Consider the following 25,092-nt stretch of genomic DNA (forward strand, 5'->3'; position numbering starts at 1 on the left):
GGTCAGGGAGCGGCGTGGGCGCCCGGGCGCAGGTAGTAGGACCTGCCGCTGTCATCGACGAACATCAGTTCGGGTTTGCCCTGCCAGGAGGTGAGCATGGCCCCGGTGTTGTTCTGGTGCTTGACCATCAGGCTGGCGCCACGGTCCGGGTTGGCCACCACCTTGAATACTTCGGTGGTGCCGCTGGCATCGTCCAGGGTCAGCACGGCTTCACCGCCACGGTCGCTGGTGCCGTAGCCACCGCGTTCGGAACCATCCGGGCCGAGCAGGATCAGGCCGGACAGGGCGGTGGCACGTGGCCCCTGCGTGCGGCCCTGGCTGAGTGGATCGGGAACCGGTGCGCCGAGGATCACCCGCGGCTGGCCGTTGCCATCATGGATGACCAGGCCACGCGCCTCGATGATGCGGTCTGGCGATTGGCTGCGATGCAGGTTCCAGGCGGTCCAGCCGGAAACAAACAGGGCAAGGGTCGAGACCACCAGGGTGGTCAGCAGCAGTGCACGGGGCATCGGGTCGTCCTTCCTTGGATATGCCGACGATAGCGGATGCGGGCGGACAATGGCGAGTGGGTTGTGTGACGTTGTGTATCGTCAATGGAAATCGCGGCTGTGGCTGCGCAGTCCCTGCAGCAGTTCATCCAGGCAGTGCATGCGTTGCACGATGACATGCTGCACACCATCGACGCGTTCCAGGCGACCGTCGATCTGCATCAGCTGGGTATCGACCAGCACCCGGTGCTGGCGGTCGGCCAGGTGCCGCCAGACCACGGCGTTGACCATGCCGGTCTCATCTTCGAGGGTGAGGAAGGTGACGCCGCTGGCGGTCTGCGGGCGTTGGCGCATGCGCACCAGGCCTGCGATGCGCACGCGGCGGCCATGGCCGTGGCCGGCCAGCTGCGCCGCGTCCAGGCAGCCGCGGCCGCGCAGCTGCGCGCGCAGGAACGAGACCGGGTGGCGGCCGAGGGTGGTGCCGGTGCTGCGGTAGTCGGCCTGCATGTCTTCCCAGGCGCTGGGCAAGGGCAACGGCACGCGCGTTTCAGCAGTAGCGCGGGCCTGGTCGAACAGCGGCAACCGGTTTTCCACGCCGGAGATATCCCAGCGCGCACGATGACGATGACCACTGAGCCCGCGCAGTGCACCGGCATCGGCCAGCAGGCCCTGCTGGCGGCGGTCCAGCGTGGTGCGCTGGCACAGGTCGCCGACGTCGTCGAACGGGCGGCGTGCGCGCTCGCGCATGATGATCCGCGCGGCTGGTTCATTGCAGCCTTCGATCAGGCGCAGGCCAAGCCGGATCGCGGCCGGCCCCTTGCTGAAGTCCAGCGTGCAGTCCCAGTCGCTGTGGCGCACGTCCAGCGGCAGTACACCGATGCCATGCCGGCGTGCATCCTGCAGCAGTTGGTCGGGGCTGTAGAACCCCAACGGCTGGCTGTTGATCAGGCTGGCAGTGAACGCGGCAGGGTGATGGCACTTCAGCCAGCAGCTCGCATAGGTCAGCAGGGCGAAGCTGGCAGCATGGCTTTCGGGGAAACCATAGTCACCGAAGCCCTTGATCTGCTCGAACAGGTGCTCGCCATACTCACGGCTGAAATTGTTCTTCAACATGCCGGCCAGCAGTTTCTCGCGATGCGGCTCCAACCCGCCGCGACGTTTCCAGGCCGCCATCGAACGGCGCAATGCATCGGCTTCGCCCGGGGTGTAGCCGGCCGCATCCACTGCGAGCTGCATCACCTGTTCCTGGAACAGCGGCACGCCCAGGGTGCGTGCGAACACGCGTTCCAGCTGCGGCGGGTACAGCGGTTCTTCCAGGGTGTCCAGCGCTTGCGGACCCTGTTCGCGCAACAGTCGACGCCGCTCCAGGTAGGGATGCACCATGTCGCCCTGGATCGGGCCGGGACGCACGATCGCCACTTCGATCACCAGATCGTAGAAATTGCGCGGCTGCATGCGCGGCAGCATCGCCATCTGCGCGCGCGACTCGATCTGGAACACGCCGATGGTATCGGCGGCACTGATCATGTCGTAGGTCGGGGTGTCCTCGTCCGGGATCGCATCCATGCGCCCGCTGTGCAGGCCGTGCTGCTGCAGCATCGCCAGGCACTTGCGGATGGCGGTGAGCATGCCCAGCGCAAGGCAGTCGACCTTCATCAGGCCGGTGGCATCCAGGTCATCCTTGTCCCACTGGATGACGGTGCGGTCGGCCATCGCCGCGTTCTCCACCGGCACCAGGGTCGACAGCGGATGCTCGGAAATCACGAAACCGCCCGGGTGCTGCGACAGGTGGCGCGGGAAGTCGATCAACTCGGCGGTCAGCGCCAGCAGGCGCCGCATCAATGGTGTTTCCGGGTCAAAACCACGTTCGCGCAGGGTCTCCGGCAGCGGTACGTGGCCGCCCCAGTGGTCCATCGCTGCGCCCAGTTCGTTGACCTGGTCCATCGGCAGGCCGAGTGCGCGGGCCACATCGCGGATCGCGCTGCGGCCACGGTAGCTGATCGCCACTGCGGTCAAGGCGGCGCGCTCGCGGCCATAGCGGTTGAACACGTACTGCAGTACTTCCTCGCGGCGCTCGTGCTCGAAGTCGATGTCGATATCTGGCGGCTCGTCGCGCTCGGCGGAGATGAAGCGCTCGAACAACAGATTGCTGCGTGCCGGATCGATCTCGGTCACGCCCAGCACAAAGCACACCGCCGAGTTGGCCGCCGAGCCACGGCCCTGGCAGAGGATGTCCTGGCTGCGCGCGAAGCGCACGATGTCCTGCACGGTGAGGAAGTACGAGGCGTAGTTCTTCTCCCGGATCAACGCCAGCTCGTGTTCGATCTGTCTGCGCTGGGCCGGTTCGATGCCACGCTTCCAGCGCCAGGGAATGCCGCGCTCCACCAGGACGCGCAGCCAGCTGTCCGGGTCGTGGCCCTCGGGCACCAGCTCGCGCGGATAGGTGTACTGCAGCTGTTCCAGGGTGAAGTGGCAGCGTTCTGCGATGCGCAGGGTTTCGGCCAGCAGCCCGGGTGGATACAGCTGGGCCAGCGCACTGCGCGGGCGCAGGTGGCGTTCGCCGTTGGGGAACAGGCGCCAACCGGCTTCGGCCACGCTGCAGCGGTGGCGGATCGCGGTCAGTGTGTCCTGCAGGGCACGGCGGCGGCGCACATGCATGTGCACATCACCACTGGCGACCAGTGGCAGGCGATGGCGCTCGCCGAACACCTGCAGCTGCTGCAGGCGGCGCGTGTCATCGTGTTCGTGGTGCAGCTCCACCGCCAGCCACAGTCGATCATCGAAACCGGCGCGCAGCAGGTCCAGGTCGGTGGCGGCCGGCTGCCGGTCCAGCCACAGGCACAGCAGGCCGTCGGGCAGGCCGAGCAGGTCGTCGCGCAGGCAGCGGTATTCGCCCTTGCCGGCCCGCCGCCGGCAGGTGGTGATCAGCTGGCACAGCCCGGTGTAGGCGGCCTGGTCGGTGCACAGCAGGGCCAGCTTCGGCCCGTCCTCGACCTGGAACTCGGCACCGACGATCAGCGCCACGCCATGGGTCTTCGCCGCCTGCCAGGCACGCACGATGCCGGCCAGCGAGCACTCGTCGGTGATCGCCAGCGCCCGGTAACCCTGGCCGGCCGCGCGTGCGAACAGTTCTTCGGCGATCGAGGCGCCGCGCTGGAAACTGAAGGCCGACAGGCAGTGCAGTTCGGCGTAGCCGGGCAGTTCGCTGTGCATGGCGGCTCAGCCGAACCAGCCGTGCAGCATCCACGGCGCATGCGGGTCGTTGCGCGCGCGGAACGCCCAGCCGCGCTGGCCGTGCGCGGTTTCCACCACGTAATAGTCGCGGCGCGTGTCGGCCTGGTCCCACCAGCCCGATTCGATCCGTTCCGGCCCAGCGATGATGCGCAGGCGCGGATCGCGCAGCGGCTGTGGTGTGTCCAGCAGCCAGCCGGGGCGCAGCGGCCAGTAAGCCGGCGGCTTGACCGATGGCTGGGTGCCACTGGCACGTTCGGGGCGATGGTCGGCCTGCACGGCCAGCGATTGCACGGCGTCATCGCCGAGCCGTGCGCGCAGGCGCTCGCGCAGCTGGTTCCAGGGCATCGCCTGCGCTGGCCGGGTATCGAACAGGTCGCGCGCGGCGGGTATGAACGGTGGCAGTTGCTCGGCCTGCAGGCGCAGCGCCCGGCTGCCGGCCGGCAGTGCGAAGGCCTCCATGCGGTTGCGCGCGATCTCGAACAGCAGTGCGGCATCGCGTTCGGGTGCCAACAGGCCGATGGTCAGCACGCTGGCCGGCAGCAGGTCGTGTTCGAAATGCAGGTCGAAACGCTGCACACCGCCATCGCGCGAGCACAGGAAGGCGGCCAGGTCCAGCAACAGGCGGCGTAGCGGGAACAGCAGGGCCTGGCTGGATTCGATCTCGTATTCGAATTCGATGCGTGCATCGAAACGGTCCGGTGGCTGGTAGTAGCGCAGTGGCGCGGTGGGCAGGCCACGCAGTGCGTCCAGCTGCTGCAGTACCTCCGGGGCGAAACGCCGGGCCAGGCTGTCGCGCGGCAGCTCCAGCACCGCACCCAGCGTGCGCAGGCCGGAGCGGCCCAGCACGGTCACCGCATCACTGGGCAGGCCGCAGCGTGCCAATGGCAACTGCGCCAACATCGTCGGCAACTGCTGCGCGTCGATGCCGAGGCCATCGTGCACATTGGCCAGCACCCGCGCGGCATGTGGTGTGGGGGCCGCGACCAGGCGGTGGCGGAAACCGAGTTCGTGCAGTTCGTTGCGCAGCCGCTGCTCGATCGTCAGCCAGTCACCGAACAGGGCACGGCTGGCGCCGATCTCCAGCACCAGCGCATGCGGGAAATCGAGGCTGACCTGCGAACTGTAGGCATAGGCCCAGCTGGCCAGCAGCTGCCGGGTGTGCTGCTCGATGGTGGGGTCGTAGTCGTGCAGCTGCAGATCCTGTACCAGCACCTGCGCGGCCGACAGCAACATGCCAGGACGCAGCCCCATTGTGCGTGCGGCAGGGCTGACCGCACGCAGCACGCGGCGCTGTGCCGGCCCCTGCAGCAGCGCCAGCGGCCGCTGCGGGTCCGATTGCAGGCGCAGCACGCTGTCCAGCGCCAGCTGCGGCAACAACAGGCAGGCCCAGTGCATGGCGCGGCCTCAGTGGGTGATGGCCAGCGGCAACGGTTGCGCCGGCGGCAGGCCGCCGCGGCACTTCAGCACCTGCACCTGGCCATGGTCGAGCTGCAGGCGCAGGCTGGCCGGGGAGGGATTGCGCGCGGCGCGCGCCTCGCGGAACACGAAGCCCAGGCACTGGCCGCTGTCGGCAGCGACCTGCAGGCGGCGCAGGGCACGGTCATCAGCCTGTTGTGGCCAGCACAGCACCGCCGCGCAGGCCGCAGAACGCAGGCACTGCTCGGTGGCCCACAGCGCCTGCTTCGGCGCGGCGTGGATGATCTGCAGCTGGGCCAGGTCCAGCCCGGCCGCAGCCCAGGCCGGGGCATGCGGGCGATAGGGCGGGGCGACCAGCACGATCGGGCGTTCGCGCTGGCTGAGCTTGGCCAGCGCGGGCCAGACCAGGGCCAGTTCGCCCACACCGGGGGCCGCCTGCAGCACCTCGCACAGTCCGCTGGCCGGCCAGCCGCCGCCCGGCAGGCGGGCGTCCAGGGCCGGATGTCCGCTGGCCAGGTGGTCGCTGGCGGGGCCTTGGCGGGCCGGGCCCCGCCACAGCTGACGACCGTCCAGCAGCCGGTCGAGGGCAACAACGGCGCCCATCAGCCGGTCCTCCAGGAGAGGCGCCGGGCGGGCTGGAAGCGGCAGGAATGGGCGGAAACGGCGAGCATGGAGCGAGTATCGACGGGCCGGTATCAGGGGCTGAGACCGGACATGCTACTCGCGTTGTGAGTAGAATTACTAACGGAATCGATGGGCCAGGTTTCAGGTTGCTGAAGGGGTAAAGCATCCACGCCATGCGTGGATAGGGAGGGCCGAGCGAATCGGTAGATCCACGCCATGCGTGGATGAATGTCCATCGAGATCGAATATTTCGACAAGTGGATGAAGCGCATCCACGCATGGCGTGGATCTACTGCAGATCGCGGGGGTCACCGCCCGTGCGGATCCGGCCGGTGATGCACGTACTCGACCACCGTGCCATCGGGATGCACGGCGTTGAACGCGGCTCCGGTGGGTACGACCTGCAGCGGGAAGATGATTTCGGCGCCGGCGGCGACCAGCTTCTCGTGATAAGGCCGCACGTCATCGACCAGCAGGGTTCCGGTGGTCGAAGTGAACGGTGCCAACGCCACCTGGCTGCCTTCGATCAGCAGGAATGCACCGACCATGGCCAGGCGCAGGCCCGCTTCCGGGAACGGAAACCCGGCATCGGCCACCACGCCCTGCAACTGCTCGTAGAAGGCCACGCTGCGCTCCAGCTCACCGGGAGCCACGAACACGCGGATCAGCACACGCGGTGCGCGCTGGCTGGACGTATCGCAGCGGTCGCGCCAGAGATGGTCGAAGTCGCGGTGTACGGTCATGGGCTTGGTTCGTGGCCAGGGATCTGCATTATCGGCAGCCCCGCGCCGCATGCTGATGACCGCCGGTGATGGCCTGATAACCACCGCCCTGGATGCCCCCTGTGACTTAGGTCCTGTTGACAGGCATGAACGCCCTCGCACAATCTTCACATGATGGGTCGCCCTGCGCGGCCCGGGCAGGCAGGTTGTCACGCCGGGAGGAGGGTCCCGCGCGCAGACCGGCCCGTCCTTCGGCCCGTTGGCGTTGCCTGGCAACCCTTGCGCGGCATGAACGCTGCACCCTTCGGCGGCACTTTCCCTGGACCGATTGCCTTGGCAACGGAATGACGCCCGCTGATGAAAACGTTTACAAAGCCGCTCGCACTGTCCCTGGCCCTGTCCGCGGCGCTGTCCGCCCCCGCCTGGGCCGACCCTGCTGCATTCACCGTGCTCACCCTGGAACAGGCGCCGGACGCCGCCGCGATGCCGGCTCTGGCGGCCCAGCTGAAGACCCTGCAGGTGGATGCGGTCAGCGTGCGCCAGGTGCAGCGTGGCATCGGCCAGATTGATCCGCTGCAGGTGCTGGCCGATGGCCTGGGCTACGAATACCGCTTCATCACCGCCGGCAAGGACGACGGCCAGACCCAGCGTGGCCAGGCGGTACTGACCCGGCTGCCGATCGCCGCTGAATCAGGCCCCGACCAGCCGGGCCTGAATTACCTGCGCCTGGACGATGGCCGCCACGCCGTAGCGGTCTATACCGATGCCGGCGCCGGTGCCGCGCAGCTGCCGGCGCTGGTCACGCGCTCGCGGCTGGGTGCGCCGGCAGTACTGCTCGGCGCCGTCGCCGGTGAGTCGGCCAAGGCTGCTGGCTTCGACCCGGCGCGGGTTGCGCTGGAGGCCGATGCCAGCTACTTCAGCGACGGCTTCCAGGCCGCCAGCAGTGCACCGTTCAAGGTCGAGGGCAGCACCCTGCGCGCCACGCTGCTGACCCTGGCCTATGCCGCTGACAGGCATGGCGACACGCCGTGGATGGACACCACCCTCAACGCCGATGCGCGCGCTGCGCTGCTGCTGAAGGCGATGGCCGAGGATGAGAAGTTCCAGATGCTGCACAGCTATTTCGGGTTGGGCAAGGACGGCGGCAAGCTGCCGGAAGGCGCGGTCGGTTCGGCCGGTTTCGTTCCGGGCGTGGCGCGCCTGGGCATCCCGTCGCAGCAGTCGGCCGATGCCGGTGTGGGCGTGACCAATCCGGGTGGCATCCGCCCGGGCGACTTCGCCACCGCCATGCCGTCGGGCCCGTCCACCGCCTCCAGCTGGAACCGCGAAGTGGCCTTCGCCGGCGGCGCGACGATGGGTCGCGAGGCGTGGCAGCAGCGCTTCAACATCCTGCTGTCGGGCAGCGTCAACCTACAGCGCGACCCGCGCAACGGCCGCAATTTCGAGTACGCCGGTGAAGACCCGCTGCTGGCCGGTTCGATGGTGGGCGCGCTGATCCAGGGCGTGCAGAGCCAGCATGTGATCTCCTCGATGAAGCACTTCGCGCTGAACGACATGGAGACCCGCCGCAACTTCCACGACGTGCGCATCGGCGAACAGGCCATGCACGAGTCGGATCTGCTGGCCTTCGAGATCGCGCTGGAAGCCGGCCGCCCGGGCGTGGCGATGTGCTCGTACAACAAGATCAACGGTACCTACGGCTGCGAGAACGGCTACCTGATGAACCAGGTGCTGAAGCAGGAATGGAAGTTCCCCGGTTTCGTGATGTCCGACTGGGGCGGTGTGCACAGTGGTTCGAAGGCGGCGCTGGCCGGCCTGGACCAGCAGTCGGCCGGTGAAGTGTTCGACGCGGCGGTGTTCTTCGACGAGCCGCTGCGCCTGGCCGTGCATGGCGGCGTGGTGCCGCAGGCGCGCCTGAACGACATGGTGGCGCGCATCCTGCGCACGATGTTCCTGCACGGCAACTTCGACAACCCGCCGCAGCACCAGAAGGTCGATGCCGAGGCCGGCTTCGCCGTCGCCCAGCGCACCGTGGAAGAAGGCAGCGTGCTGCTGCGCAACGAAGGCAACCTGCTGCCGCTGGCCGACAGCATGAAGCGCATCGTCATCATCGGTGGCCACGCCGACAAGGGCGTGATCGGGGGTGGTGGTTCGTCGATGGTGGGCGTGACTGCCAAGGGCACCAACGCGGTGCCGGGCGTGCTGCCGACCACCTGGCCGGGCCCGGTGATCTTCCACCCGTCCTCGCCGCTGGAATCGCTGCGTGCGGCGCGTCCGGATGCAACCATCGAATACGTGGACGGCACCAACGCTGCCGCTGCGGCCAAGGCTGCCGCGCAGGCCGACGTGGCCATCGTGTTCGCCACCCAGTGGGCCGCCGAGTCGGTGGATCTGCCGGACATGCAGCTGCCGGACAACCAGGATGCGCTGATCTTGGCGGTGGCCAAGGCCAACCCGAAGACCGTGCTGGTGCTGGAAACCAATGGCCCGGTACGCACGCCGTGGCTGGCGCAGGTGCCGGCGATGCTGCAGGCCTGGTACCCGGGTATCCGCGGCGGCGAAGGCATCGCCGCGCTGCTGACCGGCCAGGTCAATCCGTCCGGCCGTCTGCCGGTGACCTGGGTGGTGGACGAATCGCAGCTGCCGCGCCCGCACATCGATGGCCTCGGCTTCAAGCCGGCCACGCCGTTCGATGATGTGTTCGACTTCGATATCGAAGGTGCCAACGTCGGCTACAAGTGGATGGCGGCCAAGGGCCTGACCCCGACCTTCGCCTTCGGCCACGGCCTGTCCTACACCTCGTTCGCCTATGAAAACCTGAAGGTGAGCGTGGAGGGTTCGCGCCTGGTCGCCAGCGTCGACATCCGCAACACCGGCAAGCGCGCTGGTGCCGACGTGGCCCAGCTGTACCTGAAGCTGCCGGCTGGCAGCACCACGCCGATCCGCCTGATTGGCTACGACAAGGTGAACCTGCAGCCGGGCGAACAGCGCCGCATCCGCATCGAGGCTGAGCCGAAGACGCTGGCGCACTACGATGCACACGCCCGCCAGTGGAAGATCGACGGCGGTACCTACCAGGTGCAGCTGTCGCGCAACGCGGCCGAACCGTTGCAGAGCGTGGACGTGCAGCTGGTGGAGCAGGTACTGCGCTGATGCTCTAAGACACGGCCCCGCAAGGGGCCGTGCAAAAAAGGGGACGGAGGGGATTAAGTCGTTTATGCATAAACGACTTAATCCCCTCCGTCCCCTTTTCAGGTGGCGAACCAGTCGCGCAGGAAATCGACCAGCTGCCGCACTTTGGGCGACGGTTGCGTGCTGTGCGGGTACACCGCGTACACGCTCTGCTGCGGGAAGCGATGGTGGCGCAGCACCGGGCGCAGTCGATCCAGGGCCAGGTCGTCCTCGATCAACCAGCGCGGCAGCACGGTCACGCCCGCACCGGCCACGGCGAAGGCGCGCAGGCTGCTGGCGCCATCCACGCGTACCACCGCATTGCCCGGGTTGGTGGCGAACAGGGCATCGCTGCCATCGGGCGCCACCACTGGCACATCGGTCAGGCGCGGATAGCCAAGGCGGGGCAGGGTGCCCAGCTGCACGGGATCATCCGCGGCCTCGGCTGACTGCAGGCGGGCCAGCAATGCTGGGGCGGCGACTGCGCACAGCGGATGCCGTTCCAGCTCAGTGGCATGCAGCTGCGAATCCGGCAGGCGGCCGAGGCGGATCGCCAGGTCGAAGCGCTCGGGTATCAGATCGGCCGGTGCCGGTGACGTCGACAGGTGCAGCTGCAATGCCGGATGCCGCAGACGGAATGCCTCCAGCGCGGGAATCAGCCGCTGCTGCGCATACTCCGGCGTGGTGGTCAGGCGCAGCACGCCCTGCAGCTGGTGTTGGTCACGGCGCGCGGCATCAATCGCCGCCTGTGCCGCGTCCAGCGCCTGCACGCAGTGCTGCAGGAACTGCTCGCCGGCCTCAGTCAGCGCCAGGTGGCGGGTGCTGCGCAGCAGCAGGGTTACGCCCAGTTCCTGCTCCAGCCGCTTCAGGTTGAAGCTGACCACCGCGCGGCTCAGACCGAGGCGATCGGCGGCAGCGGTCAGACTGCCGGCCTCGACCACGGCGCGGAAGATATCGAAGCGATCGAGGCTGACCATGGCGGATCATTGTCAAAACAGGTTTGACAGTGTTGCAGCCGTTGTCCTGTTTTTTCAACAAGGCCCGGCCGGCATGCTGGCCGCTTCCCTGTTGGAGCGCCGTCGATGCCATCACCCCGCCTGCGCCATGAGGCGATCTTCCTGCTGGTGTTCGCCCTGGACCTGATCAACATGTTCATCGCCACGGTGGCCTATCCGGCGTTGGCGGCGGAGCTGCATGCCGATGTCGGCACCCTGGCCTGGGTCGGCACCGCCTACATGCTGGGCCTGAGTGTGGTGATTCCGCTGGCGCCATGGCTGGCCGCGCGGTGCGGCGAGCGTCGCCTGCTGCTGGTGGCGTTGCTGGTATTTGCCGCTGCCGCCGTGCTGGCGGGTGCGGCGCCGGGTATCGGTTGGCTGCTGGGGTGGCGTTTGTTGCAGGGGCTGGCCGGTGGCCTGCTGATTCCGGTGGCACAGGCGGCGGCCTATCGGCAATGCGGCCCGGATCAACGCGGCGCGCTGACCCGGCGCATCCTGCTGGTGGCGTTGCTGGTGCCGGCACTGGCGCCCGCACTGGGCGGGTTGCTGGTGCAATGGCTGTCCTGGCGCGGCGTGCTCTGGGCCAGCCTGCCGATGGCGATGCTGGCGATCAGTCTGGTGCTGGCCTGGATGCCGGCCAATGGCGCGCGCAGTACGCCGCCCCTGCAGGCCTATGCGCTCTCCACCGCGATGACCGCGCTGGGCGCGCTGTTGTTGGCATTGACCTGGCTGGGTGAGCCTGGCCATCGGGGCGCAGGTGCGGTGTTGCTGGTGGTTGCTGGCGTTCTGGCGATGCTGCACCTGCGGCATGCGCGGCGGCAGGCGCGACCACTGCTCCGCTGGTCGTTGCTGTCCCATCGTGGGTTGCGGTTGGCGATGCTGGTGTACCTGGCGGTGCCGGGTGTGTTCATCGGCAGCCAGCTGGTCAGCACGCTGCAGCTGCACCAGGCCGGTTACAGCGCCGCGCGTATCGGCGCGCTGATGTTGCCGTGGGCCTTGGCCTCGGCGGTGGCGATCACCGCCAGCCGTCGCCTGCTGGTCAATGTCGGCCCGGTCACGGTACTGCGCATCGGCATGCTGCTGCAGGCCAGCGGCCTGATGGCGATGGCACTCCTGCCGCAGCCGACCTTTGCGCTGGCCGGGCTGTTGTTCGCGCTGATGGGGGCCGGCGGCAGCCTGTGCAGCAGCACCGCGCAGACGCTGGCCTTCCATGGCGTCGAGGGCGACGCACTGGGCGATGCCAGTGCACTGTGGAATCTCAACCGCCAGCTCAGTTTCTGCCTTGGCACGGCCGCCATCGCGCTGCTGCTGGCGCTGGCCATGCAATGGCTGCCGACCCGGGCCACGGGCGTGGCGCTGGGCCTGGCCGCTGTACTGACCTTGCTGCCGCTGACGCTGTTGCGCCGGTCGCAGCCACTTTTCCTTCCGCAACCCGAGAATGCCTGATGGATACCGCAGAACATGAAATCCACCTCCTGCACGACAAGCTGCAGGCCTGGTTCCGTGCCGACGTGGGCACGGACGCGCTGGATGATCTGATGGCGCATTTCTGCGCGGACTTCAGCATGGTCGGCATCGCTGGGCGCAGGCTGGAGCGGGAGGCCGTGCAGGCGCTGTTCGCCGGTGGCCATGGTGCACGCCCGGGATTGCAGATCGCCATCGAGACCGTGCAGGCGGTGGATGCGCCATCGCCGCTGGCGGTGCTGCGCTATCGCGAAGGGCATTCGATCGATGGCGGTCAGCCCGCATGGCGGGAGTCGTTGGCGGTGCTGCGCCAGGAACAGGGCCGCTGGCGCTGGTTGGCGCTGCATGAGGTTCAAGCGGCCTGACGGATCCGCCGGGCGTGGCCCGGTGCTCCCCGGGGCACGGCGACCGGTAGCGCCTTACCATGCCCGGCGAACGCAGCGGCAGCTGGCAGCACATGTGCCATCAGTCCTGCCCGCATCCACCGCAGAATGCAAAGCCTGCACACACTTCACGGCTCGGGGCAGGAGTAGGCTTGGGGCTTTCCTGCCGGGAGGGGTTGTCCATGCGTGTGCGTGCCGTTGCTGTAGCCATCGCCCTTTGCCTGTCCAGCGCCGTGCTGGCCGCCGATACGCCACCGATGACCCCGGATATCAGTGGCAAACCCTTCGTGGCACCCGATGTCGGCCGCGACTACGACAAGCGCGTGGTGATGGTGCCGATGCGTGACGGCACCAAGCTGTACACGGTGATCGTGGTACCCAAGGGTGCCCGCAATGCGCCGATCCTGTTGACCCGCACGCCCTACGATGCCGCCGGCCGCGCCAACCGCAGTGATTCGCCGCGCATGCGCGACCTGCTGCCGCAGGGCGACGAGGTGTTCGTCGATGGCGGCTACATCCGTGTGTTCCAGGACATTCGTGGCAAGTACGGCTCCGAAGGCGATTACGTGATGACCCGGCCGCTGCGTGGGCCGTTGAACAACACCAGGGTCGACCATTCCACCGACGCCTGGGACACCATCGACTGGCTGGTGAAGAACGTGCCGGAGAGCAATGGCAAGGTCGGCATGCTCGGTTCGTCGTATGAAGGCTTCACCGTGGTGATGGCGCTGACCGACCCGCATCCGGCGCTGAAGGTGGCCGCACCGCAGAGCCCGATGGTCGATGGCTGGATGGGCGACGACTGGCTCAACTACGGCGCCTTCCGCCAGGTCAATTTCAACTATTTCGCGATGCAGACCGAGAAGCGCGGCAAGGGTACGCCGCTGCCCAGCCTTGGCTACGATGACTACAGCACCTTCCTGCGCATCGGCTCGGCCGGTGACTACGCGCGCTTCACCGGCGTGGACCAGCTGACCTGGTGGAAGAAGCTGGTCGAGCACCCCGCCTACGACGGTTTCTGGCAGGGCCAGGCGCTGGACGCGGTGATGGCGAAGACGCCGTTGAAGGTGCCGACCATGTGGCTGCAGGGCCTGTGGGACCAGGAAGACATGTGGGGCGCCAACCACGCCTACCAGGCAATGGAAGGGCGCGACAGCGGCAACAACCGCAACTATCTGGTGATGGGCCCGTGGCGGCACAGCCAGGTGAACTATGACGGCAGCCAGCTTGGCGCGCTGAAGTTCGACGGCGATACCGCGCTGCAGTTCCGCCGCGATGTGCTCAAGCCGTTCTTCGACCAGTACCTGGTGGATGGCGCGCCGAAGGCGGATACGCCGCCGGTGCTGATCTACAACACCGGTGAAAACCACTGGGATCGCCTGAAGGGATGGCCGCGCAGCTGCGACAGGGGCTGTGCCGCCAGCAGCAAGCCGCTGTACCTGCGCGCCGGCGGCAAGCTGGCGTTCCAGGCGCCGGCGGCAGGCGAGGGCGACTTCGAGGAATACGTGTCCGACCCGGCCAAGCCGGTGCCGTTCGTGCCGCGCCCGGTGCGCTTCGGCGACCGCGACATGTGGACCACCTGGCTGGTCAAGGACCAACGCTTCGTCGATGGCCGTCCGGACGTGCTGACCTTCATCACCGAACCGCTGAGCGCGCCGCTGCGCATCGGTGGCGCGCCGGTGGTGCACCTGCAGGCGTCCACCAGCGGCACCGACAGCGACTGGGTGGTGAAGCTGATCGACGTCTATCCGGACCAGGAAGCGTCGGCGCCGGAGATGGGTGGCTATGAGCTGCCGGTGTCCCTGGCGATCTTCCGCGGCCGCTACCGCGAGAGCTTCAGTGATCCGAAGCCGCTGGCGGCGAACCAGGTGCTGCCGTACCGCTTCGACCTGCCCAACGCCAACCACACTTTCCAGAAGGGCCACCGGGTGATGGTGCAGGTGCAGTCCAGCCTGTTCCCGCTGTACGACCGCAATCCGCAGACCTACGTGCCGAACATCTACCTGGCCAAGCCGGGCGATTACCAGAAGGCGACGCAGCGGGTCTGGCACAGTGCCGCGCAGGCCAGCTACGTCGATCTGCCGGTGTACTGAACGAGCGGTGTCGGGATGGATGCCGGCCAAGGACCGGCATCCATCCGCGCAACGGCGGCACCGCGATTGCATCGTTCACCTCCATCGCATAGCGTGCAGCGCTGCTCTGGATGGTATGAACGATGAAAAGGATGTTTCTCTGCTGGGCGCTGTCGGCCTCCGCTGCGGCGATGGCCGCCCCTGGCGCTTTCGCACCGCAACTGAGTGGATTTGAAGGCGATCCACTGCTGGGCGCGGAGGGGCGCCTGCGGGTGGCGCCTGATCGCTCGAGCATCATCCCGCTGGGACCGGATCGCTGGTACCGCAGCGACTGGTACCCGCAGACAGGCAATGGCAAAGCGCAGCGCTCGCAGTGGTTCGATGATGAGGGCCGGTTGCTGCGCGGGTCCACGACAGGCGTCCGCTACGGCGACCGTCTTGAAGGCAGCGATGTGCTCTGGAAGGTCGAGCTGCGCGACGAGCAGGGCCGCTATCTGGGTACCGGGTTGGCCGATGTGCAGGGGAAAGTACACGTCGCGCCGATACGCGAGGCTGGTGACTGGGCGGTGATCGCGCCGGATCGGATCGCCTGGCAGGGGCGCGATGGCGGGGCACGCATCTTCAGTCTCGACGGGCGTGAAGTCCTGCGCATCGATGCACAGGAAATCTGGGTGGCTGGACCCTTCGCGGACCGCAAGGTCTACGTGATCTGCGGCGACTACGACGTCGCCCCATGCCGCGTACAGGATGAGAAAGGCGCGGTGCTGCTGAGCGCCATCTTCGACGAGGCGCGCCCGGCCGGTGACGACGGCTGGTGGCTGCGCCAGCTGGATACCTGGGCACGCGTGGATGCGGCGGGCAAGCGCGTGGATCGGGCGCTGTACCAGGGCGTGACATTGTGGCCGCGCTATCGCAGCAGCGTCCGGTTCGACCGTGCCGCAGGCCGGCCACTGGAAGTGGATCGCCATGCCAACGGCCTCGACAGCGATACGCCACAGCGCGGCTGGTTGCTGGCGGACGGCCGCTTTGTCGCCCTGCCTGGGCCCGCCACCGCCACGATCATGGAATATTGCCCTGGGCGCTGGCTGCTGCGTGCCGACGGCGAGGTCGAGTCGATCGTCGATGCGCAGGGGCAGGTGGTCGCACAGGCACGCTCCTTGGGCTCCGACGAGCACCCGCAGCTGCCCTGGCGGCTGCGCAATGCCTATGCCGGCGTTGGCGCGGCGATCCTCGATTGTGACGGCGGGGTGCTGTTCGAACAGGCAGATGTCGTCGACTACCGCGCGACCGACGCCGGTGTACTGGGCACGCTGGCGGACGAGCGATCACCCCGCCTGTGGATGGGCGCCGATCTGCGGCCACACCGGGTGCCTCCCGGCCTGCGGCTGAGGGAAGAGTACATCGCTCCTCCGCTGCTGGTGCTGGAAGATGACCAAGGCAAGGCGCACCTCTACAACACGCAGCAGGACAAGGTCGTGGCGGCATCCTTTGGTTCGGTCGAGGAGCTGACCGCCGGGCATCTGATCTTCCTGCGTGACGGGCGCTACGGAATGATGTCGGCCGATGGCCGCGAGGTGCTGCCGCCGATCTATGCGCAGATCCTGCCCATGTCAGCCGGGCGGATCTGGGCCCGGAAGTACATCGGGCGCGATGACGACTGGAAGAACGAAGTCACGTTGTTCGATGGCGACCAACGCGTGCTGCTGCGACGCACGTTCGCGTCGGGCGCGATGCGCAGGGTGTCGGCACATGAAGGTGGCGGTGGAGTGCCTGAGATCCTCGATCTGTCACTGGGCAACATGACCATCGACGGCCTGAGCTATGAACTGCGCCAGTGGCTGGGACGGGACGGCCAGGTGCTGGCCAGTACCATCCATTGCACGACCGGACAGGGTGGGCGTGAGGACGAGTCAGCCGTACTGCAGGGCCGTGGCTGGCGCGTCGACAGCGATCCCACACGGCCCTGCCAGGTGCCTGCAGCGGTGATGCAGGCCGCGCAGGACGACGGCATCCGCTGATGGTTCAAGCCGCGCCGGGTCTGACGGGGTCCGGTGCGGCCAATGGATGCACGAACGTTCAGCCGACCTTCGATGGACCGGTACGCCAGCGGCTGGGCACCAGACCGAAGCGCTTGCGGAATGCGGCGGCGAAGTTGCTGGGGTGGCGGTAGCCGCTGGCGGCGGCCGCCTGCTCGACGGTCCAGCCGTCCTCGCGCAGCCCTTGTTCGGCATGGCGCATGCGCTGCTCATGCAGGTAGTCGAACACCGAACTTCCATACTGCTGGGCGAAATGGCGGCGCAGAGAACTGGGGCTCATGCAGGCCAGTTGGGCCAGTTCGAGCAGGCTGTGCGCGTGGCTCGGATCGTCGTGCAGATAGCTGCGCACCCGTTCCAGTCGCTCCCGCTGACCGGCGCGCAGCGTGCGCACCGGGTCGGTCTGCAGGTCCTCGGCCTGCAGGCCGATCGCCAGCAGCTGCAGGGCCACGCCCTCGCGCCACAACGCGTCGATACCGTCCAGCCAAGGGCTGTCGAACAGCTGGCCCAGTACCGGCAGCATGGTGTGTGGAATGGCCCAGTGGCGGCATTCCAGCTGCGCGTCCAGCGCCTTCTCCAGCTGCGGCAGCTGGAACAGCTCTGGATCGATGCCGCCGGGCACGATCACGCTGACGCCGCGCATGCGCGTTTCGCCCGGGTGCGCACCGCTCATTTCGATCTGCTCGCGATGGTGGGCCGTCATCGCGGTGCCGGCACGCAGGGTGAACCCGCTACGCCGCGGGATGTGCACATCGACCTGGCCCTGCAGCATCACGCGGATGGCCAACCCGGGACGCTGCTGCGCAGTGGCGACATAGGGGAAACGATTATGGACATCGGAGGCGATCAGGCTCATGCCGCCGCGCATGAACTGCTCGTTGACTTCGCCGCGTCCGGCCCACTGGTCCTCGCGCAGGTGTTCCGGATCAGCGCGATAGTCGAAACCATGGCGTTGGCCGAAGCGGCGGTAATCAGCAAAGGTGAAATATCGGGACATCGCTCGGCACGTGCAGTGGGGGCGGGTGCCTGTCCGCAGCTCGCCAGCGTGCGTCTGCACGACGGGAGCGGAGCCGGTCGCTACCTGTGCAAGCACGTTGTGATGCGATAGCGACGGCACGCTGGAGGAGCAGGCAAACGCCAGGGTGGAATGAATGTGTCAAAGAATCTGGAAACGTTTCCCATTGTCGCCGCGAATCGTCCCCGTGTAATTCCAATACGGTCAAACCGATTGGTCATTACGGCCAACTTGAAGATCCTGTTGAACATACGCCAGCGTTTTGGTGGCATATCCGTACGCGAATCCCTACATCAACTGCAGTTGAGGTTTCATTACTGGAACGATCGCCTGCGGAAACACTGTCAGCTTCGTCATCACGACCGGACGCGTAGCGTGGAGGGTTGGCGGCCATGCGTCGTATCAATACCCCCCCACCGATGGAGAACGCAGATGATTGATTACCAGTTGACCGGCAAGACCGCGATCGTGACCGGCGGAGTGTCCGGCATTGGCCTGGCCGTTGCACAGACCCTGGCCGCTTCCGGTGCCCGCATCTCGGTCTGGGACCTGAAGCAGGATGCAGTGGACGCCACCGTTGCGCAGTTGCAGGCCGCCGGTGCAAAGGCGATCGGCATCGCGCTGGATGTCACTGACGATGCTGCCGTGGAGGCGGCGGTGCAGCGCACGATCCAGGAGCTCGATGGCCTGCATGTTGCGGTCAACAACGCCGGTATCAGTGGCACGGCTGCCAGCAGTGGCGACTATCCGCTCGATGGTTGGCAGCGCGTGATCGATGTGAACCTGACGAGTGTGTTCCTGTGCCAGCGTGCGCAGATCCAGGCAATGCGTGCGGCCGGTTCGGGTGGCAGCATCATCAACATGGCCTCTATCCTCGGGCAGGTGGGCTATGCCGGTTCCACCGCGTACGTGGCGGCCAAGCATGGTGTGGTCGGGCTGACCCAGACCGCAGCGTGGGAACACGCGGGCGACGGTATCCGTGTCAACGCGGTCGGCCCGGGCTTCATCAGCACGCCGCTGCTGGAGAAGATGGATCCGAAGGTGCGCGCGACGCTGGAAGGACGCCACGCGCTGAAGCGACTGGGGACCGCCGAAGAAGTGGCGGCGCTGGTGGCCTGGCTTGCCAGTGACGATGCCTCGTTCGCGACCGGCACGTACTACGCGATTGATGGTGGTTACCTCGCACAGTGATGCGTTGAACGCGGGTTACGGCGTCGCCGGGCACGGCCCGGCGCTAGCGGGTGAACGGGCCGTGGTGTGGCCTTCACCTCTGTGCCACGGATGCCACGCGACGCTCCGGGAAAATCCCGGAGCTTTCCAATGGAACTCACTCAGGATGTTTCGATCCTGCTGCGCGTAGCCGCGGCAATGCTGTTCGGCGGCGTGCTTGGCGTGGAGCGCGAAATGGGCAAGCACGCCGCCGGCCTGCGCACGCACATGCTGATTGCCGGGGCGGCGGCATTGATCGTCGGTCTCGGCGACTCGGTGGCCGAACATTTCCAGCAGGAGCGCTACCGCGACCTGCTGCAGGTCGACCCGGTACGCCTGATCGAGGCGGTGGTGGCCTGTGCTGGTTTCGTCGCCGCCGGCACTATCCTGCGCGGCTCACGCGAGGACCAGGTCAGCGGATTGACCACCGCAAGCTCGCTGATCATGGCGGCGGCCATCGGTATTGCCGTGGGCATCGGCAAGTACGTGATCGCGATCGGGGTGAGCGTGCTGTGTGTGCTGGTGCTGGCAGTGATGCGGCGGCTGGAGAAGAAGATCTGAAGGGATAAGGGGACGGGGTCAGAGCCCCTTTGAGGGTCCGACCCCGAAGTGGGCAGGCGGGTCAGATCCCCGAACAGGCGCTGGCCCTGATATCGAAAGTGGTATGACCAATATAGGATCTAGCCCTATGGTCTAATAGGCTCTTCGTCGGAGTGGCGGTTAAATCCGCCCTGGCTGCCAGATGTTTCTTATTATTGGTACTACCAATAATTGTGCCGCCACGAACCACCGCTTGCGGTGGAGCGAATTCCGTCCCCTGTCGAGAGTCTCCATGCAGCCCTGGCAACATCTATACGACCCCGCCGGCAACCTGTGGTTGTCGAGCCTGATTGCGCTGCTGCCGATCGCGTTCTTCTTTGTGGCCCTGGCCGTGCTGCGCATGAAGGGCTGGCTGGCCGGCACGATCACCGTGGCCATCGCGCTTGGCGTGGCCCTGTTGTTCTACCGCATGCCGTTGACCCAGGCGCTGGGCGCGGCCGGCTTCGGCTTCGTCTACGGCCTGTGGCCGATCGCCTGGATCATCATCGGCGCGGTGTTCCTCTACAAGGTCTCGGTCAAGACCGGTCAGTTCGACATCATCCGCGCCTCGATCCTCTCGGTTACTGAAGACCAGCGCCTGCAGATGCTGATGGTCGGCTTTGCCTTCGGAGCCTTCCTGGAAGGCGCGGCCGGCTTCGGCGCGCCGGTGGCGATCACCGCGGCGCTGCTGGTCGGGCTGGGTTTCAAGCCGCTGTACGCGGCCGGCCTGTGCCTGATCGTCAATACGGCGCCGGTGGCATTCGGCGCGATGGGCATTCCGATCATCGTGGCGGGACAGGTGACCGGGCTGGATGCCTTCGAGATCGGTCAGATGGCCGGTCGCCAGCTGCCATTCCTGACCGTGATCGTGCTGTTCTGGATCATGGCGATCATGGATGGTTGGCGTGGCGTCAAGGAAACCTGGCCGGCGGTGCTGGTCGCCGGTGGCTCGTTCGCCATCGCCCAGTACCTGACCTCCAACTTCATCGGTCCGGAGCTGCCGGACATCACCGCATCGCTGGCGTCGCTGGTCTGTCTGACCCTGTTCCTGCGCCGCTGGAAGCCGGTCCGGATCTTCCGCTTCGATACCGAAACCAGCGCCGAGGCCGCGGCACAGGCGCTGGAAGCGCCCCGCTACAGTGTCGGCCAGATCGCCAAGGCGTGGTCGCCGTTCCTGATCCTCACCGCGATGGTCACCCTGTGGAGCATCAAGCCGTTCAAGTCGCTGTTCGCGGCGGGCGGCCCGCTGGAAAGCTGGGTGCTGAAAATCCCCGTGCCGGGGCTGGACCAGAGGGTGCAGAAGATGCCGCCGATCGTGGACGCGCCGCTGAGCTATGAAGCCATCTACAAATTCGACTGGTTCTCGGCTACTGGCACTTCGATCATCCTGGCTGCGGTGATCGCCATCATCGCGCTGCGCATGCCGGCCCGCTCGGCGCTGCGGACCTTCGGCGAAACCGTGCGTGAACTGCGCATGCCGATCTACTCGATCGGCATGGTGCTCGCATTCGCCTTCATCGCCAACTACTCGGGTCTGTCGGCGACGTTGGCGCTGGCGCTGGCACATACCGGCAAGGCGTTCCCGTTCTTCTCGCCGTTCCTGGGCTGGCTGGGCGTATTCCTGACCGGTTCGGATACCTCGTCCAACGCGCTGTTCTCGGCACTGCAGGCCACCACCGCGCAGCAGATCGGCGTGTCCGACGTACTGCTGGTGGCGGCCAACACGACCGGCGGGGTCACCGGCAAGATGATCTCGCCGCAGTCGATCGCCATCGCCTGCGCGGCGGTCGGCCTGGCCGGCAAGGAATCGGACCTGTTCCGCTTCACCGTCAAGCACAGTCTGATCTTCACTACGATGGTCGGCCTGATCACCCTGGCCCAGGCCTACTGGCTGACCTGGATGATTCCCTGAGCCATGTCCCGCAGGCCGACCCACCGTTGCACGCTTCGGGCCACAATGGCGCCATGAGCACGCAACGCATTTCGGACAAGGTGGCCGCGCAGCTGCGCGGCCTGGTGCAGGAACAACGGCTGCTGCCGGGCGACCGGCTGCCGGCCGAACGGGCCCTGGCGGTACAGCTGGGGGTCTCGCGCACGGCGCTGCGCGAGGCCATTGCGCAGTTGGCCAGCCAGGGCCTGCTGACCGCACGGGTGGGCGGTGGCACCTACGTGGCCGAGCCGGCGGCACGTGCGCGCCAGGCACTGGACGAGCCGCTGGCCCCGTACCTGCCCCTGTTCCAGGGCGACCCCGAGTACCGCTTCGACGTACTGGAGATCCGCCACGCGCTGGAAGGTGCCACCGCCTGGCATGCCGCGCTGCGGGCCACCGACGAGGACCGCACGCGCATCGCGCAGGCCTTCCAGACCATGATGGACGCGCACGGCAAGGACGACCCCACCGGTGAAGCCGAGGCCGACGCAGCCTTCCACCTGTCCATCGCCGAGGCCTCGCACAATCTGGTGCTGCTGCAGGTGATGCGCGGCCTGTTCGAGCTGCTGCAGACCAACATCTCGCAGAGCCGCGAGAAGCTCTATACCTCGGCGAAGACCTTCTCGCCGTTGTCCGACCAGCACCGCGAGATGATGGATGCGGTACTGGCCGGTGACCCAGAACGCGCGCGCGCCGCGGCACATGCCCATCTCGAGTTCGTGCACACCACGCTGCGCACCCTTGATGACAACGAAGCCCGGCGTGCGCGGGCGTCGCGTCTACCTTCCCCGCATGGCTGATTACTTCCGGTTGACCCCATGATCATCTCCGCCTCCACCGATTACCGTGCCGCCGCCGAGCGCAGGCTGCCGCCGTTCCTGTTCCACTACATCGATGGTGGTGCGTATGCCGAGCACACGCTGAAGCGCAACGTTTCCGATCTGTCCGACATCGCGCTGCGCCAGCGCGTCCTGCGCAACATGTCCGACCTGAGTCTGGAAACCGAGTTGTTCGGCCAGACGCTGGCGATGCCCGTGGCACTGGCGCCGGTCGGCCTGACCGGCATGTATGCCCGGCGCGGTGAAGTGCAGGCGGCGCGTGCGGCCGACAGCCGCGGTGTTCCGTTCACCCTGTCCACGGTGTCGGTGTGCCCGATCGAGGAAGTCGCACCGGCCATCCAGCGCCCGATGTGGTTCCAGCTGTACGTGCTGCGCGATCGCGGTTTCATGCGCAATGCATTGGAGCGTGCACAGGCGGCGGGCGTGACGACGCTGGTGTTCACCGTGGACATGCCGGTGCCGGGCGCGCGCTATCGTGACGCCCACTCGGGCATGAGCGGCCCCAATGCCTCGCTGCGCCGTATCGGCCAGGCCATCACCCATCCGCACTGGGCGTGGGATGTGGGCCTGTTCGGGCGCCCACACGATCTGGGCAACATCTCCACCTATCGGGGCAACCCGACCGGGCTGGAGGATTACATCGGCTGGCTAGGCAGCAACTTCGATCCGTCCATTTCGTGGAAGGATCTGGAGTGGATCCGCGAGTTCTGGAAAGGCCCGATGGTGATCAAGGGCATCCTCGACCCGGATGACGCGCGTGATGCGGTCGCGTTCGGTGCCGATGGCATCGTGGTATCCAATCATGGCGGCCGCCAGCTGGACGGCGTGCTGTCCACCGCGCGCGCGCTCCCTGCGATCGCCGATGCGGTGCAGGGTGACCTGAAGATCCTGGCCGACTCCGGCATCCGTACCGGCCTGGACGTGGTGCGCATGCTGGCGCTGGGCGCAGACACGGTGTTGTTGGGGCGTGCCTTTGTCTACGCGCTGGCGGCGCAGGGCGAGGCCGGGGTGGCCAATCTGCTGGACCTGATCGCCAAGGAAATGCGCGTTGCCATGACCCTGACCGGCGCACACCGCATCGCCGATATCGGCCGCGATTCCCTGGTGCGGCTGCCATGAGCCGCGATGCGCCGATGCTGGCGCAGCTGCGTTCGGCGGTAGGCCACCGCCATGTGCTGACCGGCGACAGAGCCACGCGCCGCTTTCGTCGCGGCTATCGCTTCGGCGATGGCCCGGTGCTGGCGGTGGTGCGTCCGGGTACGTTGCTGGAATTGTGGCGCGTGCTGCAGGCAGCGGTGCAGGGGGGGGCGGCGATCATCCTGCAGGCGGCCAACACCGGCCTGACCGGCGGTTCCACCCCGGATGGCAGCGACTATGGCCGTCCGATCGTGCTGGTCAGCACGCTGCGCCTTACCGGCATCCAGCTGTTGAACGAAGGCCGCCAGGTACTGTGCCTGCCCGGTGCGACGCTGGACCGCCTTGAGCAGACGCTGGCGCCGCTCGGTCGCGAACCGCATTCGGTGATCGGCTCGTCCTGCATCGGCGCCTCGGTGCTGGGCGGTATCTGCAACAACTCCGGGGGCGCGCTGGTGCGCCGTGGCCCGGCCTATACCGAGCTGGCGCTGTATGCGCAGGTGGATGCGCAGGGCCGGTTGCAGCTGGTCAATCATCTGGGCATCGCGCTGGGTGATACGCCCGAGCAGATCCTGCAGCGCCTGCAGGCGGGCGACTACCGTGCTTCCGATGTGGGCGATGGCGACGGCCGCGCCGCCTCCGATCCACGTTACTCCGAGGAAGTGCGCAAGGTCGATGCCGATACCCCGGCACGTTTCAACGCTGACCCCAGCCGCCACTTCGAAGCGGCCGGTTCGGCAGGCAAGCTGGCGGTGTTCGCGGTGCGCCTGGATACCTTCGAGAAGGAGCCCGCCGAGGTCTTCTACATCGGCAGCAACCGCACCGACAGCTTGACCGCGATCCGGCGCCAGCTGCTGACCGGCTTCGAGCGCCTGCCGATTGCCGGCGAGTACATCCATCGCGAGGCCTATGACATCGGCGAACGCTACGGCAAGGACAGCTTCCTGCTGATCGACCGCCTCGGCACCGCGCGCGTGCCTGCTGCGTTCGCGCTGAAGAGCCGGGTCGATGGCTGGTTCGAACGGCTCGGCCTGCGTGGTGTCACCGACCGGGTGATGCAGGCGCTGACCGGGCTGCTGCCTTCGCACCTGCCCGGGCGCATGGGCGAGTTCCGCCAGCGTTACGAACATCATCTGCTGCTGAAGGTTTCCGCGCAGGACGCAGCGCAGACCGAGGCGTGGCTGCGGGGCTTCTTTGCCGATCATGAGGGCGGTTACTTCCACTGCACGGCAGAGGAGGGGCGCAAGGCGTTCCTGCATCGCTTCGCCGTGGCCGGTGCCGCGGTGCGCTACCGCGAGGTGCATCGCGACCAGGTACAGGACATCGTGGCGCTGGACATTGCGCTGCGTCGCGACGATGCAGAGTGGTTCGAGCAGTTGCCGGCCGACATCGACGACCGCCTGCTGCACAAACTGTATTACGGCCATTTCCTGTGCCACGTGTTCCACCAGGACTACATCGCACGCAAGGGTGAAGACCCGATGGCGATCGAGCACGCGATGTGGGCGCTGCTGGACCAGCGTGGTGCCGAATACCCGGCCGAGCACAACGTCGGCCACCTGTACCCGGCCAAGCCGGCGCTGGCGGACTTCTACCGGCAACTGGACCCGAGCAACACCTTCAACCCCGGCATCGGCCAGACCTCGAAGGCCAAGGGCTGGCATGGCTGCGACTGCGGCGGGCCTTGACGGCAACGTAGAGTCGAGCTTGCTCGACTCTACAAGGGCAATGGCGAGCATGGCTCGACCGCGCCCGGGCAACGGTTACCATCGGAATCCCACCCG

At 67.1% G+C, this 25,092-nt stretch carries 18 protein-coding genes; 11 read left to right on the top strand and 7 right to left on the bottom strand.

Annotated features, from left to right (window positions below; genetic code table 11):
- Positions 1–2: 2 nt before the first annotated feature.
- The 5 genes from ABH900_RS00125 to ABH900_RS00145 form a co-directional block, all read right to left on the bottom strand.
- Positions 3–509, bottom strand: coding sequence for a hypothetical protein (locus ABH900_RS00125; RefSeq protein WP_429620096.1), 507 nt, complete (start codon positions 507–509; stop codon positions 3–5).
- An 81-nt stretch (positions 510–590) separates the two neighbouring features.
- Complete coding sequence (locus ABH900_RS00130) at positions 591–3,701, bottom strand: error-prone DNA polymerase (RefSeq protein ID WP_429620098.1); 3,111 nt, start codon at positions 3,699–3,701, stop codon at positions 591–593.
- 6 nt (positions 3,702–3,707) lie between these two features.
- Positions 3,708–5,117, bottom strand: coding sequence for a Y-family DNA polymerase (locus tag ABH900_RS00135; RefSeq protein WP_429620100.1), 1,410 nt, complete (start codon positions 5,115–5,117; stop codon positions 3,708–3,710).
- 9 nt (positions 5,118–5,126) lie between these two features.
- A complete protein-coding gene (gene imuA, locus ABH900_RS00140) occupies positions 5,127–5,741 on the bottom strand; it encodes a translesion DNA synthesis-associated protein ImuA (protein WP_429620102.1) in 615 nt (204 codons plus the stop codon).
- Positions 5,742–6,070: 329 nt separating this feature from the next.
- Entirely contained in the window at positions 6,071–6,505 is a 435-nt protein-coding gene (locus ABH900_RS00145; RefSeq protein ID WP_429620104.1) for a VOC family protein, read from the bottom strand.
- Positions 6,506–6,841: 336 nt separating this feature from the next.
- Between ABH900_RS00145 and ABH900_RS00150 the strand changes: the two genes are divergently transcribed.
- Entirely contained in the window at positions 6,842–9,637 is a 2,796-nt protein-coding gene (locus ABH900_RS00150; protein ID WP_429620106.1) for a beta-glucosidase, read from the top strand.
- Positions 9,638–9,735: 98 nt separating this feature from the next.
- Here ABH900_RS00150 and ABH900_RS00155 read toward each other — a convergent pair whose 3' ends face one another.
- Complete coding sequence (locus tag ABH900_RS00155; protein ID WP_429620108.1) at positions 9,736–10,632, bottom strand: LysR family transcriptional regulator; 897 nt, start codon at positions 10,630–10,632, stop codon at positions 9,736–9,738.
- Between the two features lie 105 nt (positions 10,633–10,737).
- On the opposite strand from ABH900_RS00155, the gene ABH900_RS00160 reads away from it, so the two are divergent.
- The 4 genes from ABH900_RS00160 (at position 10,738) to ABH900_RS00175 (ending at position 16,587) form a co-directional block, all read left to right on the top strand.
- Positions 10,738–12,096, top strand: a complete 1,359-nt coding sequence (locus tag ABH900_RS00160; protein WP_429620110.1) for an MFS transporter — start codon at positions 10,738–10,740, stop codon at positions 12,094–12,096.
- Positions 12,096–12,479: a DUF4440 domain-containing protein gene (locus ABH900_RS00165; protein WP_429620112.1), complete on the top strand. Its 384-nt coding sequence runs from the start codon at positions 12,096–12,098 to the stop codon at positions 12,477–12,479. Before ABH900_RS00160 ends, ABH900_RS00165 begins: the two co-directional genes overlap by 1 nt.
- 200 nt (positions 12,480–12,679) lie before the next feature.
- Positions 12,680–14,590, top strand: a complete 1,911-nt coding sequence (locus ABH900_RS00170) for a CocE/NonD family hydrolase (protein WP_429620114.1) — start codon at positions 12,680–12,682, stop codon at positions 14,588–14,590.
- A 122-nt stretch (positions 14,591–14,712) separates the two neighbouring features.
- Positions 14,713–16,587, top strand: a complete 1,875-nt coding sequence (locus tag ABH900_RS00175; protein WP_429620116.1) for a hypothetical protein — start codon at positions 14,713–14,715, stop codon at positions 16,585–16,587.
- A 58-nt stretch (positions 16,588–16,645) separates the two neighbouring features.
- On the opposite strand, the gene ABH900_RS00180 is transcribed toward ABH900_RS00175, so the two are convergent.
- Positions 16,646–17,599: a helix-turn-helix transcriptional regulator gene (locus ABH900_RS00180; RefSeq protein ID WP_429620118.1), complete on the bottom strand. Its 954-nt coding sequence runs from the start codon at positions 17,597–17,599 to the stop codon at positions 16,646–16,648.
- A 450-nt stretch (positions 17,600–18,049) separates the two neighbouring features.
- Here ABH900_RS00180 and ABH900_RS00185 point away from each other — a divergent pair, with 450 nt between their 5' ends.
- The 6 genes from ABH900_RS00185 (at position 18,050) to dld (ending at position 24,996) form a co-directional block, all read left to right on the top strand.
- Complete coding sequence (locus ABH900_RS00185) at positions 18,050–18,808, top strand: SDR family NAD(P)-dependent oxidoreductase (RefSeq protein WP_429620120.1); 759 nt, start codon at positions 18,050–18,052, stop codon at positions 18,806–18,808.
- A 129-nt stretch (positions 18,809–18,937) separates the two neighbouring features.
- A complete protein-coding gene (locus tag ABH900_RS00190; protein WP_429620123.1) occupies positions 18,938–19,387 on the top strand; it encodes an MgtC/SapB family protein in 450 nt (149 codons plus the stop codon).
- A 271-nt stretch (positions 19,388–19,658) separates the two neighbouring features.
- On the top strand, positions 19,659–21,317 hold the full coding sequence (lldP, locus tag ABH900_RS00195; RefSeq protein WP_429620125.1) for an L-lactate permease: 1,659 nt from the start codon (positions 19,659–19,661) through the stop codon (positions 21,315–21,317).
- A 53-nt stretch (positions 21,318–21,370) separates the two neighbouring features.
- Positions 21,371–22,135: a transcriptional regulator LldR gene (gene lldR, locus ABH900_RS00200; protein WP_429620128.1), complete on the top strand. Its 765-nt coding sequence runs from the start codon at positions 21,371–21,373 to the stop codon at positions 22,133–22,135.
- 18 nt (positions 22,136–22,153) lie between these two features.
- Positions 22,154–23,293: an FMN-dependent L-lactate dehydrogenase LldD gene (gene lldD / locus ABH900_RS00205; RefSeq protein ID WP_429620130.1), complete on the top strand. Its 1,140-nt coding sequence runs from the start codon at positions 22,154–22,156 to the stop codon at positions 23,291–23,293.
- Complete coding sequence (dld, locus tag ABH900_RS00210; protein ID WP_429620132.1) at positions 23,290–24,996, top strand: D-lactate dehydrogenase; 1,707 nt, start codon at positions 23,290–23,292, stop codon at positions 24,994–24,996. The genes lldD and dld overlap by 4 nt, the downstream gene beginning before the upstream one ends.
- The last annotated feature ends 96 nt before the right edge of the window (positions 24,997–25,092 follow it).

The sequence above is a fragment of the Stenotrophomonas sp. AN71 genome (genome assembly GCF_050435725.1).
Lineage (GTDB): Bacteria > Pseudomonadota > Gammaproteobacteria > Xanthomonadales > Xanthomonadaceae > Stenotrophomonas.

What these genes read in the sequence shown, in the direction of transcription:
- ABH900_RS00125 (WP_429620096.1), bottom strand. Translation starts at nt 509, where the DNA reads ATGCCCCGTGCACTGCTGCTGACCACCCTGGTGGTCTCGACCCTTGCC.
- ABH900_RS00130 (WP_429620098.1), bottom strand. Translation starts at nt 3,701, where the DNA reads ATGCACAGCGAACTGCCCGGCTACGCCGAACTGCACTGCCTGTCGGCC.
- ABH900_RS00135 (WP_429620100.1), bottom strand. Translation starts at nt 5,117, where the DNA reads ATGCACTGGGCCTGCCTGTTGTTGCCGCAGCTGGCGCTGGACAGCGTG.
- imuA (WP_429620102.1), bottom strand. Translation starts at nt 5,741, where the DNA reads ATGGGCGCCGTTGTTGCCCTCGACCGGCTGCTGGACGGTCGTCAGCTG.
- ABH900_RS00145 (WP_429620104.1), bottom strand. Translation starts at nt 6,505, where the DNA reads ATGACCGTACACCGCGACTTCGACCATCTCTGGCGCGACCGCTGCGAT.
- ABH900_RS00150 (WP_429620106.1), top strand. Translation starts at nt 6,842, where the DNA reads ATGAAAACGTTTACAAAGCCGCTCGCACTGTCCCTGGCCCTGTCCGCG.
- ABH900_RS00155 (WP_429620108.1), bottom strand. Translation starts at nt 10,632, where the DNA reads ATGGTCAGCCTCGATCGCTTCGATATCTTCCGCGCCGTGGTCGAGGCC.
- ABH900_RS00160 (WP_429620110.1), top strand. Translation starts at nt 10,738, where the DNA reads ATGCCATCACCCCGCCTGCGCCATGAGGCGATCTTCCTGCTGGTGTTC.
- ABH900_RS00165 (WP_429620112.1), top strand. Translation starts at nt 12,096, where the DNA reads ATGGATACCGCAGAACATGAAATCCACCTCCTGCACGACAAGCTGCAG.
- ABH900_RS00170 (WP_429620114.1), top strand. Translation starts at nt 12,680, where the DNA reads ATGCGTGTGCGTGCCGTTGCTGTAGCCATCGCCCTTTGCCTGTCCAGC.
- ABH900_RS00175 (WP_429620116.1), top strand. Translation starts at nt 14,713, where the DNA reads ATGAAAAGGATGTTTCTCTGCTGGGCGCTGTCGGCCTCCGCTGCGGCG.
- ABH900_RS00180 (WP_429620118.1), bottom strand. Translation starts at nt 17,599, where the DNA reads ATGTCCCGATATTTCACCTTTGCTGATTACCGCCGCTTCGGCCAACGC.
- ABH900_RS00185 (WP_429620120.1), top strand. Translation starts at nt 18,050, where the DNA reads ATGATTGATTACCAGTTGACCGGCAAGACCGCGATCGTGACCGGCGGA.
- ABH900_RS00190 (WP_429620123.1), top strand. Translation starts at nt 18,938, where the DNA reads ATGGAACTCACTCAGGATGTTTCGATCCTGCTGCGCGTAGCCGCGGCA.
- lldP (WP_429620125.1), top strand. Translation starts at nt 19,659, where the DNA reads ATGCAGCCCTGGCAACATCTATACGACCCCGCCGGCAACCTGTGGTTG.
- lldR (WP_429620128.1), top strand. Translation starts at nt 21,371, where the DNA reads ATGAGCACGCAACGCATTTCGGACAAGGTGGCCGCGCAGCTGCGCGGC.
- lldD (WP_429620130.1), top strand. Translation starts at nt 22,154, where the DNA reads ATGATCATCTCCGCCTCCACCGATTACCGTGCCGCCGCCGAGCGCAGG.
- dld (WP_429620132.1), top strand. Translation starts at nt 23,290, where the DNA reads ATGAGCCGCGATGCGCCGATGCTGGCGCAGCTGCGTTCGGCGGTAGGC.